12 protein-coding genes are annotated in these 13,247 nt (G+C 72.8%); 6 read left to right on the top strand and 6 right to left on the bottom strand.

Annotation, left to right across the window (positions count from 1 at the left end; translation table 11 throughout):
• Positions 1 to 13 precede the first annotated feature (13 nt).
• Positions 14 to 1,540 (bottom strand): LCP family protein, encoded by a 1,527-nt coding sequence (locus AB0B33_RS17545; protein ID WP_360772525.1) that lies wholly within the window; start codon positions 1,538 to 1,540, stop codon positions 14 to 16.
• A gap of 137 nt (positions 1,541 to 1,677) precedes the next feature.
• Here AB0B33_RS17545 and rfbB point away from each other — a divergent pair, with 137 nt between their 5' ends.
• Entirely contained in the window at positions 1,678 to 2,667 is a 990-nt protein-coding gene (gene rfbB / locus AB0B33_RS17540; RefSeq protein ID WP_360772522.1) for a dTDP-glucose 4,6-dehydratase, read from the top strand.
• An 11-nt stretch (positions 2,668 to 2,678) separates the two neighbouring features.
• Positions 2,679 to 3,569 (top strand): dTDP-4-dehydrorhamnose reductase, encoded by an 891-nt coding sequence (gene rfbD, locus AB0B33_RS17535; RefSeq protein ID WP_360772519.1) that lies wholly within the window; start codon positions 2,679 to 2,681, stop codon positions 3,567 to 3,569.
• Here rfbD and AB0B33_RS17530 read toward each other — a convergent pair.
• Positions 3,548 to 4,123 (bottom strand): helix-turn-helix domain-containing protein, encoded by a 576-nt coding sequence (locus tag AB0B33_RS17530; protein ID WP_360772516.1) that lies wholly within the window; start codon positions 4,121 to 4,123, stop codon positions 3,548 to 3,550. The genes rfbD and AB0B33_RS17530 overlap by 22 nt on opposite strands.
• 73 nt (positions 4,124 to 4,196) lie before the next feature.
• On the opposite strand from AB0B33_RS17530, the gene AB0B33_RS17525 reads away from it, so the two are divergent.
• A complete protein-coding gene (locus AB0B33_RS17525) occupies positions 4,197 to 4,934 on the top strand; it encodes an ABC transporter ATP-binding protein (protein ID WP_360772514.1) in 738 nt (245 codons plus the stop codon).
• On the opposite strand, the gene AB0B33_RS17520 is transcribed toward AB0B33_RS17525, so the two are convergent.
• The 3 genes from AB0B33_RS17520 to AB0B33_RS17510 are packed head-to-tail and all read right to left on the bottom strand — an operon-like array spanning position 4,928 to position 9,472.
• Positions 4,928 to 6,013 carry a glycosyltransferase family 1 protein gene (locus AB0B33_RS17520; protein WP_360772512.1) on the bottom strand — a complete coding sequence of 362 codons (1,086 nt, stop codon included), beginning with the start codon at positions 6,011 to 6,013 and terminating at the stop codon, positions 4,928 to 4,930. The two genes, AB0B33_RS17525 and AB0B33_RS17520, sit on opposite strands and share 7 nt — an antisense overlap.
• The gene (locus AB0B33_RS17515) at positions 6,006 to 8,507 is read right to left on the bottom strand and encodes a glycosyltransferase (protein WP_360772509.1); all 2,502 of its coding nucleotides are present in this window, start codon (positions 8,505 to 8,507) and stop codon (positions 6,006 to 6,008) included. The genes AB0B33_RS17520 and AB0B33_RS17515 overlap by 8 nt, the downstream gene beginning before the upstream one ends.
• Positions 8,508 to 8,536: 29 nt before the next feature.
• Positions 8,537 to 9,472 carry a glycosyltransferase family 2 protein gene (locus AB0B33_RS17510; RefSeq protein ID WP_360772506.1) on the bottom strand — a complete coding sequence of 312 codons (936 nt, stop codon included), beginning with the start codon at positions 9,470 to 9,472 and terminating at the stop codon, positions 8,537 to 8,539.
• Between the two features lie 9 nt (positions 9,473 to 9,481).
• Between AB0B33_RS17510 and AB0B33_RS17505 the strand changes: the two genes are divergently transcribed.
• From AB0B33_RS17505 to AB0B33_RS17495, 3 genes are all read left to right on the top strand, one after another.
• Complete coding sequence (locus AB0B33_RS17505) at positions 9,482 to 10,558, top strand: glycosyltransferase family 1 protein (RefSeq protein WP_360772503.1); 1,077 nt, start codon at positions 9,482 to 9,484, stop codon at positions 10,556 to 10,558.
• Positions 10,559 to 10,630: 72 nt separating this feature from the next.
• On the top strand, positions 10,631 to 11,761 hold the full coding sequence (locus tag AB0B33_RS17500) for a glycosyltransferase family 1 protein (protein ID WP_360772792.1): 1,131 nt from the start codon (positions 10,631 to 10,633) through the stop codon (positions 11,759 to 11,761).
• 67 nt (positions 11,762 to 11,828) lie between these two features.
• Complete coding sequence (locus tag AB0B33_RS17495; protein ID WP_360772501.1) at positions 11,829 to 12,686, top strand: glycosyltransferase family 2 protein; 858 nt, start codon at positions 11,829 to 11,831, stop codon at positions 12,684 to 12,686.
• Here the strand turns inward: AB0B33_RS17495 and AB0B33_RS17490 are convergent.
• Positions 12,683 to 13,135, bottom strand: a complete 453-nt coding sequence (locus AB0B33_RS17490) for a hypothetical protein (RefSeq protein ID WP_360772499.1) — start codon at positions 13,133 to 13,135, stop codon at positions 12,683 to 12,685. The genes AB0B33_RS17495 and AB0B33_RS17490 overlap by 4 nt on opposite strands.
• Positions 13,136 to 13,247 lie beyond the last annotated feature (112 nt).

The following is a 13,247-nucleotide window of genomic DNA, read 5'->3' as shown; positions in this document are numbered from 1 at the left end:
CTGCGTACGCAGTCTAGTTGACGCAGGGAACGTCGCCCGCCGTGATCGGCGGCGCGGCGGGGGTGGTGGGCGTCGCACTGGACGCCGGCGGCTTCGCGGCCGTGGACGTCGGCGCGCCGCCCGGGGCGGCGGCGGAGTTCCGGAAGTCCTTGCCGAGCAGCACGCGCACGTGCCCGGCGGTGACGTCCCGGTCCGGTTCGGCCTGCAGGCCCGCGCCCAGCGCCTGCTTGACGAGGGCCAGCGCGGCGTCGTCGGCCGGGTTGTACCGGACGATCGTCGTGTTGCGGGTGCTCAGCTTCTGGTCCGCGGCGAGGGTGAAGCCCTTGCCCTGCAGCGTCGCGTGCGTCTGCGCGGTCAGCGCCGGGGAACCCGTGCCGTCGAACAGCTCCACCGTGACGGCCTTCGCGCCCGGCAGCTGGGGCGACGCCGGGGCCGCCGGGGTGTCGCCGTCCGACGTCAGCCGCGCGACCTCCGCCGCCACCGACGGCTGGTCGACGCGGAGCACGTCCGCGCCGCCGATCACCGCGTTACCCAGGGTCGGGATGGTGTGGAACTCGATGTTGCCACCGGTCAGGCCGCGCATCTGCTCGGCGAACTCGGTCAGGTCCCAGCCCAGCGAGAGCACGACCGACTTCTTCACCGCCGAAACCAGATCGGCGATCTTCCCCGGGCTCGTCAGCACGTCGGAGGAGATGACCTTGCGGGCCAGCCCGGACAGGAACGCCTGCTGGCGGGCGATCCGGTCGAGGTCGTAGTTGGGCAGGCCGTAGCGCTGGCGGACGAAGGCCAGTGCCTGCACGCCTTCGATGGTCTGGCGCCCGCCCGGCAGGTCCACGCCGGACTTCACTTCCTTGACCGGCCCGTTGAGGCAGACCTCGACGCCGCCGATCGACTTGGTGATCTCGTAGAAGCTCGCCAGGTTGACCTCGGCGTAGCGGTCGATCATGCCCGGCTTGCCGATGAACTTCTCGATCGTGGCGATCAGGTTCTTGCGCCCGGCGACCTTCGCTTCCGCGTCGGCCTGCTTCAGGTCGGTCATGCCCTGGCGCTGCAACGTTTTGTAAGTGTCCGTGTACGCGTAGACGAACGCGCTGTTGAGCTTGTGCTTGCCGTAGCCGCCGGCGAGCTCCACCCAGGAGTCGCGGGGGAACGAGATCGCGATCGCGTGCTTCCCGTTCTGGGGGATGTGCACGAGGATCATCGTGTCGGTGTTCAGTTCGCCGTCGGAGACGCCGGCGTGCAGCATGTCCAGCACTTCGCGGGGCAGCGGGTTGCCCTGCGCGTCGGTGCGGCTGTCCTGGCCGACCAGGAGGATGTCGATCGCGCCGTCGAGCGGCTTCGCGTGCGCCTCGGTGTCGGCGAAGACGTTCGTCGTGGTCAGGCCGGTGTTCGGGTCACCGATGAAGTGCCAGCCGTACCAGGTCAGGGCCAGGATCGCGACGGAGAGCAGGGACACGACGACCTTGCCACCGCGTCGCGCGAAGATCGCGGCGCCGGTGCCGCGGCGCGCCGGGACGGGCGGCGCAGGCCATTCGGTCACGCGCTTCCTCCCCTGTGAACCCCGTGCTTCCCCCAGGGCACCAGTGTGCCTCGAGTGAGACTCTACTGAGGGTGTTGTAGGACCTCCGTAGGCTGGGGGCGGATTGCCCCGTCCGGGGCGCGGAGAAAGGCGGGGTTATGCGGGTCCTGGTCACCGGTGGTGCGGGCTTCATCGGGTCGCACTACGTCCGGCAGGTGCTCACCGGCGCCTACCCGGCGCTGCGTGACGCCGAAGTGGTGGTGCTGGACAAGCTCACCTACGCCGGCAACGAGGCCAACCTGGCCCCGGTCGCCGCCGACCCGCGGCTGCGCTTCGTCCGCGGCGACATCTGCGACACCGCGCTGGTCACCGACGTCATGCGGGGCGTGGACCTGGTCGTGCACTTCGCCGCCGAGTCCCATGTGGACCGCTCGATCCTCGGCTCCGCGGACTTCGTGCTGACGAACGTGCTCGGCACCCAGAACCTGCTGCAGGCGGCCGTGGAAGCCGGTGTCGGCAAGTTCGTGCACGTGTCCACCGACGAGGTGTACGGCTCGATCGCGGAAGGTTCGTGGACCGAAGACCACGTGCTGGAGCCGAACTCGCCGTACTCGGCGTCGAAGGCGTCGTCGGACCTGGTGGCGCGGTCGTTCTTCCGCACGCACGGGCTGCCGGTCTGCGTCACGCGGTGTTCCAACAACTACGGTCCGTACCAGTTCCCGGAGAAGGTCATCCCGCTGTTCGTCACGAACCTGCTGGACGGGCGGAAGGTGCCGCTCTACGGCGACGGGCTGAACGTCCGTGACTGGCTGCACGTGGACGACCACTGCCAGGGCATCCAGCTGGTCGCCGAGAGTGGCCGGCCGGGCGAGATCTACAACATCGGCGGCGGCACCGAGCTGACCAACCGGTCCCTGACCGAAAAGCTGCTGGCCGCGGTCGGGGCCGGCTGGGACAGCGTCGAACCGGTCGAGGACCGCAAGGGCCACGACCGCCGGTATTCGGTGGACATCACGAAGATCGGCGCGGAGCTGGGGTACGCTCCGCGCGTGTCCTTCGAGGACGGTCTGGCCGCGACAGTGGCCTGGTACACGGACAATCGCGCGTGGTGGGAGCCCCTGGCGGAGCGGGCCGCGCTGAAGAAGTAAGGGACTTTCCTGTGCGGCTGACGGTGCTCGTGCCCGGTGGTTCCGGACAACTCGGCCGGGATCTCGCCGCGCTGGCGTCCCCTTCGGTGGACGTGGTGGCGCCCGGTTCCGCGGAGCTGGACGTGACGGCCACGGGCCAGGTCCTGGCGGCGGTCGGCGCGCTGGCCGACCGCGCGCGGGAGACGGGTTCGGCGCCGGTGGTGGTCAACGCCGCGGCGTACACGGCGGTCGACGCGGCGGAGAAGGACGAGGAGCGCGCGTTCGCGGTGAACGCCGACGGCCCGCGGGTCCTGGCCGCCGCGTGTGCGGCGCGGCGCGTGCCGCTGATCCACGTGTCCACGGACTACGTCTTCGCGGGCGACGGTTCGGTGCCCTACGAGCCTTCCGACGAGCTGGGGCCGCGGTCGGCGTACGGCCGCACGAAGGCGGCCGGCGAGGACGCGGTCCTCGGGTCCGGGGCGTCGTCGTGGGTGGTGCGGACCGGGTGGCTGTACGGGAAGTCCGGGTCGAACTTCGTGAAGACGATGGCCTCGCTGGAGGCTTCGCGGGACACGCTGTCCGTTGTGGACGATCAGGTGGGCGGTCCCACGTGGACGGCCGACCTGGCCGCGGGGCTGCTGGAGCTGGCGTCCCGGGTAGCGGGCGGGGACGGCCCGGAGGCCCGGATCCTGCACTGCACGAACGCCGGTTCGGTGAGCTGGTGCGGCTTCGCCCGCGCGGTCTTCACGCGGCTGGGCGCGGATCCCGCCCGGGTGCACCCCTGCACGACGGCGGAGTTCCCGCGTCCGGCAGCGCGTCCGGCGTACTCGGTGCTGTCGCCGTCGTCGTGGAAAGAGGCGTGGCTGACGCCGATGCGTCCGTGGGAAGAGGCGTTGGACGCCTACTTCGCGGCCGCCAAGTAGGCGAGCGTCATCTTGGTCGTCTCGGCGGCCCACGTGGTCCAGTCCAGGCCGTCCGGCCAGTAGCGGCAGGTCGCGGCGCGGTGCACGCAGGCGCCGATGACGGTCCGGGCGGCGGTTCTCGTCGCCGGGCTGTCTCCGGCCGTTTCGACGAAGGTCCGCTGGATCGCCGCCAGGGCTTGGAGTCCGCGGTCGCGGCCGTCGGCGCGCTGGCCGTCGAGCAGCTCGGGGAAGATCCGGTCGTGGGCGGCGAACGTCGCCGCCAGCGCTCGCGTGAAGGCGGCGACGACGTCGTGCGGTCCTGACTCGGCGAGTGCTTCGGCGACGTTCGTTTCGAGCCGGGTGAGCAGCTGGTCCTTCACGGCGTACAGGAGCTGGTCCTTGCCGTCGAACCGGCGGTAGATCGCGCCGACCGACAGCCCGGCCCGCTCGGCGACCGCGCCGATCGTGAACTCTTCGTGCCCCTGGTGCGCCAGCACGTGTTCGGCCGCGGCCAGAACTTTCTCCAGCGACGCCCGGCTGCGGGCCTGCTGGGGCGGGTGAAAGCCCTGCTGCACGGATACCTCCTCAGAACGGCTCGAATGCGAATGATAACTTGCATTCGCATCCGAGCCGTGGAGGGGTGACAGCATGGTGAGCATCGAGGTGCGGAACGCCTACGTCGACTTCCCGATCTTCGACGCCAAGACCCGGTCGCTGAAGAAGCGCGTGCTGGGCAAGGTCGGCGGGAAGATCGGCGCCGGCGCGAAGACGCCGGTCATCGAGGCCCTGCAGGACATCACGCTGTCGCTGGAGGACGGCGACCGCGTCGGGCTGGTCGGGCACAACGGCGCCGGCAAGTCCACCCTCCTGCGCCTGCTGGCCGGCATCTACGAGCCGACCCGGGGCCACACCCGCGTCGCCGGGCGGATCGCGCCGGTGTTCGACCTCGGCGTCGGCCTCGACCCCGAGGTCTCCGGGCGCGAGAACATCCTGATCCGGGGCCTGTTCCTCGGCATGAACCGTGCGCAGATGGAAAAGCGGGTCGACGACATCGCCGAGTTCACCGAACTCGGCGACTACCTGCACCTGCCGCTGCGCACCTACTCCGCGGGCATGCGCGTCCGGCTCGCGCTCGGCGTCGTCACCACCATCGACCCCGAAATCCTCATCCTCGACGAAGGTCTCGGCGCGATCGACGCCGCTTTCCTCGCCAAGGCTCGCGAACGACTGGTCGACCTCGCCCGCCGCTCCGGGGTCCTCGTTTTCGCCTCGCACTCCGACGAACTGCTCAACGAGCTGTGCACGACCGCGTTGTGGATGGACGAAGGCCGGATCCGCGCGAGCGGCCCGCTCGGCGAAGTCCTCGCTGTCTACAAAGGTCAGTGACGGCCGGAAGCCAGGCGGTACGCGCCCACCGTCAGTTCCGCGCACGTGCGCCACGTGAAGCCCGCCGCGTGGGTGCGGCGGGCCGCCGACGTCGCCACCGCGTGCGGGTCGGTCACCGCCGTGCGCAGGGCCGAAGCCAGGGCGTCGACGTCGCCGTACGGGACCAGGCTCGCGCAGTCGCCCGCGACCTCGCGCAGGGCCGGGATGTCCGTGCAGACCACCGGGACGTCCGACGCCATCGCTTCCAGGACCGGCAGGCCGAAACCTTCGTCACGAGACGGCAGCACCACCGCGGACGCGCCCGCGACCACGGTGCGCAGGTCCACATCGGACAGATAGCCCGTCTGGGACCGCCGGGGGCCGTGGGGGAACGGGCCCGGGCCGGCGAACACCAGGTCCGGGAGGTCCGGGGCCGCGTCGTGCGCCCGGGTCAGCCAGTCCAGGCCCTTGCGCGGGCCCGCCGCGCCCGCGAACAGCAGGTAGCGCGCGGGCAGGCCCAGGCGGGCGCGGCGCTCGTCGTCCGGGGGACGCGCGGTGAACCACGCCGGGTTGACGCCCAGCGGGGTCACCACGATCTTGTCGCGGGAGACGTCGAGGCGCTCCGCCACCGAGTCGGCGACCGCCGCCGTGGGGGTGCAGATCACGTTGGCCCGGCGGGCGCCGCGGCGGACCAGTTCCGGCAGGTCGCGGTCGCTCGGCGCGAGCTCGGCCGGGTTGTCCAAAAAGGCCAGGTCGTGGATCGTCAGCACGCCCGCCGCGCGGAAGCGGGCCGGCAGCACGAAGTTCGTGCCGTGGACGACGTCCGTCGGGCCGGCGAACAGTTCCACCGGCGGGAATTCCGAGCGCACCCACGCCATCCGCAGCAGCCGCGCCGCCACCGGCATCCCGCGGGCCCGCGCGCCGTACGGGAGCACGTGCCGCAGCCGGCGCCAGCCGCGCAGCGTGAACGCCACCGCGCGCGTGTCCACTTCGGGGATCGACACGAGCTCTTCGATCAGCGCGGACGTGTACCGGCCGATCCCGGTCCGCGAGCCGAGGAGCGGGGTGCCGTCGAGGAGGACGCTGAGGGACCTACCCACGGCGCAACCGCTGCTTCGCGACCTTCACCGCACGCCCGCCGACGCGCCGGGCCAGTTCGCCCGCCCCGCCCGCGGCCAGGTACTCCCGCACCAGGTCGACGTCGCGGCGCAGCATCGCCCGCCCGCGCACCGCCGGCGTCGTCACCAGGTCGGCCGAGCCGGGCAGCCGGTCCGCCGCCGGGCGCGGGTCGCGGCAGAACTCCACCAGCGGCTTGAGCGCTTCGGGCCAGGCGAACCGCTGCGCGACGACGGCGATCCGCTCCACGCAGCCGGCCGCGAACTCCTCGTCGTACAACGACTTCTCGAGCGCGTCGGCCAGCGCCGAAGCGTCCTCGGCCGGCACGACGACACCGAGCTTCTCCGCCCGCACCAGGTCGGCGAACGCGTCGCCGTCGGTGGTGACGATCGGCAGCCCGGCCCACAGGTAGTCGAGGACGCGGGTGCGGAACGCGAACGTCGTCTCGACGTGCTCGTAGTGCGTCGTCACGCCGCAGTTCGCGTCGAGCAGCCAGTTCTGGCGCTCGTGGTAGGGCACCCACTGCTCGTTGAAGTAGACGTGCTTGCCGGTCAGGCCCAGCGAATCCGCGAGCCGGATCGTGCGCGCGCCGATGTCCATCTCGGCGACCTCGGGGTTCGGGTGCTTCATCCCGAGGAACACCAGCCGGACGTCGCCGCGGCGGCGGCGCAGCTCGTCGATCGCGCGGACCAGGGTCAGCGGGTCGAACCAGCTGTAGACCCCGCCCGCCCAGAGCACGACGTGGTCGGTGCCGCCGATGCCCAGCGACGAGCGCAGGCCCGGCCCGGTCCGCGTGGGCGGCTCCGGCGACAGTCCGAAGGGGACGACCGCGAGCAGCGACTGCGTCGTCGGGTCGGCGTCGTAGAGTCGCGGCGAAAGGCGGCCCAGCGCGGCCAGGTGCCCGAGCCAGAAGTGCCGCTGCCGCTCGGACGCGCAGAGGAAGAAGTCGCCGCGCTCGAGCTGCGCGTCCAGCACCTTCGTGACGCCCGCGAGGTCGGCCGCGCGCTGGTCGTCGGCGACGCCCTTGCCCTGCTCCAGCAGTTCGAGGTGCATCGGGTCGTAGAGGTCGGCGACGACGATCTTGCCGCTGTGCTGCTTCTTCAGCGACGGCGCCAGTTCGAGCACGTGACCCTGCAGCACGACGACGTCGGCCCAGGCGATCGGCGCGTCCAGCTCGCGGTGCTTGCCGGCGCTGACGCGGAACGGCGCCGGCGGCGGCGTGGCGAGCGGGTTGGTGGTGACCAGGTGGACGTCGTGCTCGGCGGCCAGCGCCAGCGCGATGTTCCAGGCGCGGATCGCCGGGCCCGCCATCCGCTCGGTGAGCGCGTCGCCGGTGAGCACGAGGATCTTGCGCCGCTGCCCGAACGCCTTTTCGATGCCGAACGCCTCGACGAGGATGTCGTGCGCGGCGAGGTAGCGGGGCAGCGGGTACGCGGGCTCCAATGCCTTGCGCAGCAACGGAAGCAGGTCGGCGTCGGTGCGGACGCGGGCGGCCTGCTCGACCGCGCGGGACGCCGCCAGCGAGGGCAGCTGCTCGACGAACTGGTCGATCGCGAGCAGCCCGGCCAGCGTGGTCCGCGGGACGGCGACGTCGCCGGACTCGATCGGGCCGACGCCTTGTTCGAGGTCGAGCTGGGTGGCGTCCAGCTCGCCGCGGGCCGTGGCCCGGCGCACGGCCAGGGCGAGCGCGGCGGGCAGCGCCCGGGCCAGCGTGTCGTCGGAGAGGTTCTTGTAGAGCGCCGCGAGGGCGTTGCGCTCGAGGAGGAAGGTCTCGCGGCCGGTCTCCGGCGCGTCCACGGCCGCCATCGTGCCGTGGTGGCGGTGGTAGGTCAGCGATTCCGGGACGTACCGGACGCGCCAGCCGCGCAGGTTGAGCCGCCAGCCGAGGTCGACGTCCTCGTAGAACATGAAGAAGCGCTCGTCGAAGCCGCCGAGCTCGGCGAACACCGAAGCGCGGACGAACAGCGCCGAGCCGGTGCCGAACAGGACGTCTTTCGCGACCTCGTGCTCCGCGGCCGGGACGTCGGCCAGCGGCGAGCCCGCGTGGCGCTTGTAGCCCATGCCGAACCAGGTCAGGCCGCCGTCGACGAAGTCGGTGCCGGTGCCGTCCCAGTCGAGGACCTTGCTGGCCACGGCGGCGACGCGGGGCTGGGCGCGCAGCTCGGCGACCGCGGCGGAGACCCAGCCGGGGGCCGGGCGGGCGTCGTTGTTGAGGAAGCCGAGGACGGTGCCCTTCGCGTGCTTCGCGCCGAGGTTGCAGCCGCCCGCGAAGCCGGTGTTGCGGCCGGCCTCGATCACCTGGGCCTGGGGCACGGCCTCGCGGATGCGCGCGGCTTCGTCCGAGTTGTCGACGCAGATGAGCTCGAGCTCGGGGTAGTCGTGGTCGGCCAGCGCGCGCAGGCAGGTGATCGTGTCGTCGGCGCCGTGGTAGTTCACCACGATCACCGAGACGAGCGGTTGCGGTTCCCCCTGCGCCAAAGCAGCTCCTTCGTCGGATGGGCGTCAGCTTAAAGGCCCGCCCAAGCCTCCCAGACCGCGCCTCGGCCGAGCGCCGCGCCGCGGCCGATCTCGCGCCGCGCGAGCAACGTCGCTGGTAGCCGCGCGGCCACCTCGGCCAGCACCCGGCAGCGCAGGCCGAACCGGAAGTTCGGCGCGGCCGGCCGCCCGGGCCGCAGCGGCAGCACCGCTGTCACCACGGCGAACCTGAGCAGCTGGTTCACCGCGACGCCGCGGGGCGCGCAGCGCAGCAGCATGAGCAGCCGGTTGCGCTCGTTCCAGCGGTGGAACAGCGGCGAACCGGGCTTGCTGCTGACGCCGTGGGCGTGCCGGACGCGGGCGCCGGGCACCGCGACGACGTCCCACCCGGCCAGCCGGAGCCGCCACGCCGTGTCGGTGTCTTCGTAGTAGCAGAAGAAGGCCGCCGGGACGCCGCGCACGCTCCTCAGCACGTCCGTGCGCAGCAGGGCCGCGCCGCCGCAGAAGGCGAACACCTCGCCGGCCGGCTCGGTCAGGTCGGCGCCGTGCCCGTCGGCGGTCAGCCGGACCCCGGCGGACTGGGTGGTGCCGTCGGGCCGCACGAGCAGCGACGTCGCCGCGGCGGCCAGCGGCGCCTTTTCGAGGGTGTCCTCCAGTGTCGCGAGCCAGTCCGGGGCCGGTTCGGCGTCGTCGTTCAGCCACGCGATCAGCGGCGTCCCGACCTTTTTCAGCGCCACGGCGAGGGCGCCCGCGTACCCCGTGTTGCGGGGGAGGCGGATTACTTGCGGACGCGAAGGATGGGCTTCGAGCAGGGCGGCGGTGCCGTCGTCGGAGGCGTTGTCCACCACGAGCGTCCGATGTGGACGCGTCTGCGCGGCGAGCGCGTCGAGGCAGGCGGTGACGTGCCCGGCACCCCGCCAGGTCACGACGACCACCGTGGTGGCGGGATTCGCGGTCACGTCCCGCACAATAGCCGCGTGCCCAGACTGGTCGTGCTCGCCGAGCAGCTCCTCGCGCCCGTGCCCGGTGGCACCGGGCGGTACACGGCCGAGCTGCTGCCCGCGCTCGCGAAGACCGCGCCGCCGGGCTGGTCGGTCTCCAGCGTCGTCGCGCGGCACGCCGACGTGACCGCGGCCGAGCTCGAAGGCGTCGAGGGCCCGCGGGTGCTGCGCATCCCGCCGCGCGGGCTGGTCGCCGCGTGGCAGCTGGGCCTGCGCTGGTGGCCGGGCGGCGACGCCGTGCACGCGCCGACGCCGTTCGCGCCGCCGCGCGCCCCGGCCGGGAAGACGCTGAGCGTGACCGTGCACGACACCGTGCCGTGGACCCACCCCGAGACGCTGACCGCGCGCGGCGTCAGCTGGCACCGGTCGATGATCGCCCGCGCGGCGCGGCGGGCGTCCGGGCTGGTCGTGCCGACGCGGGCGGTCGCCGACGAGCTGGCGGTGCTGATCGACCTCGACGTCCCGGTGCGCGTGGTCCCGCACGGCGTGCGGGTGCCCACCGGGGAAGCGGACCTGGAGCTGCCCGCCGAGTACGTGCTGGCGGTCGGCACGATCGAGCCGCGCAAGGGCATCGACGTGCTGATCGACGCGGTCGCGGAGCTGGACGGCGTGATGCTCGTGATCGCCGGGCAGCCGGGCTGGGGCGGCGTCGACCCGGTCGCGGTGGCCGCCGAGCGCGGCCTCCCGGCGGAGCGGTTGCGGATGCTCGGGAAGGTGTCGGACGCGGAGCTGGCGACCGCGTTGCGGCACGCGAGCGTGCTGGCGGTCCCGAGCCTCGCCGAGGGCTTCGGGCTGGGGCTGCTGGAGGCGATGGCGGCCGGGGTCCCGGTGGTGCACACCGACGTCCCGGCCCTGGTCGAGGTGGCCGGCGGCGCGGGCGTGACGGTGCCGCGCGGCGACGCCACGGCGTTGGCGGCGGCGCTGCGCGAGGTGCTCGGCTCGCCGTCGCGCGCGGCGGAGCTGGTGCGCGCGGGCCGGGACCGGGCGAAGGCGTTCACCTGGCGCCGCGCCGCGGAAGCCGTCTGGGCGATCCACCGGCGGGCCCACGACTAGCCCGGTTTGCCAGTTCCCCACCAGCACGGAGGGTCGCCGCCGTACCCTGCAGGGGTGAGCGATGACCCCCGGGTGCTGATCGACGCGACCGCGGTGCCCGCGGACCGCGGCGGGGTGGGCCGGTACGTGGATTCGCTGGTCGCCGCCCTGGACGCGGACGGCGCGCGGCTCACGGTCGTCTGCCAGCCCCGCGACCTGCAGCTTTACGATCGGCTGGCGCCGCGCTCACGCGTCGTCCCGGCATCGCCGTCGACGACCACCCGCACGGCGCGCCTGACCTGGGAACAGGCGACCCTCCCGCGGCTGGCCCGCCGCCTCGGCGCGGACGTCGTCCACTCCCCGCACTACACGATGCCGCTCGCGACGTCGGCGGCTTCGGTGGTCACGCTGCACGACGCGACGTTCTTCACGGACGCGGTCCTGCACTCGTCGGTGAAGGCCCGCTTCTTCCGCGCGTGGACGGCGACGGCCCTGCGCCGCGCGACGCTGTGCGTGGTCCCGTCGGCGGCGACGGCGACGGAGCTGGCCCGCGTCGGCCCGGTGCGGCACGCGTCTTTGGAAGTCATTCACCACGGGGTCGACACGGAACGCTTCCACCCACCGTCCCCGGCGGAGATCGCCGCGGCACGGGCGGCCGTCGGGCTGGGGCGGACGCCGTACGTGGCGTTTCTGGGGGCGTTGGAGCCGCGGAAGAACGTGCCGGCGTTGATCCGGGGGTTCGCGCGGGCGGTGGCGGGGCGTCCGGACGCGCCGGCGTTGGTGCTGGCCGGGCAGCCGGGGTGGGACACCCAGGTCGAGCGGGCTTTGGACGCCGTGCCGCACCGGCTGCGGGTCATCCGGGCGGGGTACCTGCCGTTCGGCACGCTGGCGGGGTTCCTGGGGGGTTCCGAGCTGGTGGCGTACCCGTCGCTGGGGGAGGGGTTCGGGCTCCCGGTGCTGGAGGCGATGGCTTGCGGCGCCTGTGTGCTGACCACGCGGCGGCTGTCGTTGCCGGAGGTCGGCGGGGACGCGGTGGCGTACTGCGGCGTGGGCGCCGGGGACGTGGCGGCGGCGATCAGCGAGCTGCTGGCCGACCCGGGGCGACGGGCGGAACTGGCGACGGCGGCGCAGCAGCGGGCGAAGGAGTTTTCCTGGGCCACGACGGCGGAGCGTCACCGGGAGGCGTACGGGAAGGCCTGGTCACGCCACCTGCGCAGCCGCTGATTTCTCTCAGCGTGCCCCTGAGCCGGGGCGCCGGGGAAGCGCTGCGTGACGAAGGGACAATGGCCCGGTGACTGAGCAGACCCGCTACGGCGACCAGATCGGCGTCGTCACCGTGACGTACTTCTCCGGCGAGACCCTCGAGCGGTTCCTCGACACCCTCGAAAAGGCCACCGATCGCGACGTGCAGGTCGTCGTCGCCGATACCGTCTCCACCGACGGGGCTCCCGAGAAGGCCGCGAAGCGGGCGAACGTGCACCTGCTCAGCATCGGGGAGAACGTCGGGTACGGGACCGGGTGCAACCGCGGGGTCGCCGAACTGGACGACCGGTACGGGTGGGTCGTCATCTCCAACCCCGACCTCGAATGGGAGCCCGGTTCCCTCGACGCACTGCTCGAAGCCGCGAAGCGGTGGCCGCGCGGCGGGTCCTTCGGGCCGCTGATCCACGAGCTCGATGGGACCACCTACCCCTCCGCGCGTCTGCTGCCCTCGTTCGGCCGCGGGATCGGGCACGCCGCGCTCGGGAAGATCTGGCCGGGGAACCCCTGGACCAAGCAGTACCGGCAGGAGACCGGGACGCCCGTCGAGCGCGTCGCCGAGTGGCTGTCCGGGTCGTGCCTGCTGCTGCGCCGGGAGGCCTTCGAGTCCGTCGGGGGCTTCGACTCGCGGTACTTCATGTACTTCGAGGACGTCGACCTCGGGGACCGGCTCGGCAAGGCCGGCTGGCTCAACGTCTACGTGCCCTCGGCCGGCGTCATGCACCTCGGCGGGCACTCGACGTCGCAGGCGTCCAAGAAGATGCTCGCCGCGCACCACGCGAGCGCCTACCAGTACCTCGCCGACCGGCACCCGGGGCTGCTCTGGAAGCCCGTGCTGGCCGCGACGAAGCTCGGGCTCGCGCTGCGGCTGAAGCTCGAAACCCGCTAGATCCCGTCGAGCCGGCGGGACAGGTCGGACTTGCCGTTGGTCTGCGTGACCGTCGGCACCAGTCCGGTGTCCTCCGGGTCGGGCTCCTTCAGCGGGCTCGTGATCGGCTCGGCCTGCGGACGGCGGGACAGCGGCGTGGGCATCGGCGTGGTCGGCGTCGGCGTGCTCAACGGCGTCGTCGGCTGCGGGCGGCGGCCGCCCGGGACCTCCAGGCGGCGCGTCGGGGACGAGCCGGCCAGCGGGTGGTCGTTCTCCTCGATCAGCGACGCCGGCAGCTGCGTCGTCGTGTCGGGGTCCCGGCTCCGGTCGAGGCCGTCGATCGCCGCGCGCGGGATCTGCTGGGTGTTCGACGAGTCCATCGGTGACGTCGCGCTGTCGGGTGTCACGACGAACACACCACGCGCTTGGGCTCGTGCGAGCAGGGCGTCCGCCCGATCGCGGGGGTCCATCCCCTCGGCCTCCCGACTGACCCGGGGGCCCTCTGGGGAGGGGCCCGCCTGTTTCCTGTCTAGGGTAGGCCCTCCGGGCGACCTCCGTCAGGGTTTCCCGCGGCTTGTCGCT

This window comes from Amycolatopsis sp. NPDC049159, assembly GCF_040648295.1.
GTDB lineage: Bacteria > Actinomycetota > Actinomycetes > Mycobacteriales > Pseudonocardiaceae > Amycolatopsis > Amycolatopsis pretoriensis_A.
Note: the sequence above shows the minus strand (reverse complement) of the source record. Positions and strands in the feature narration are given on the sequence as shown.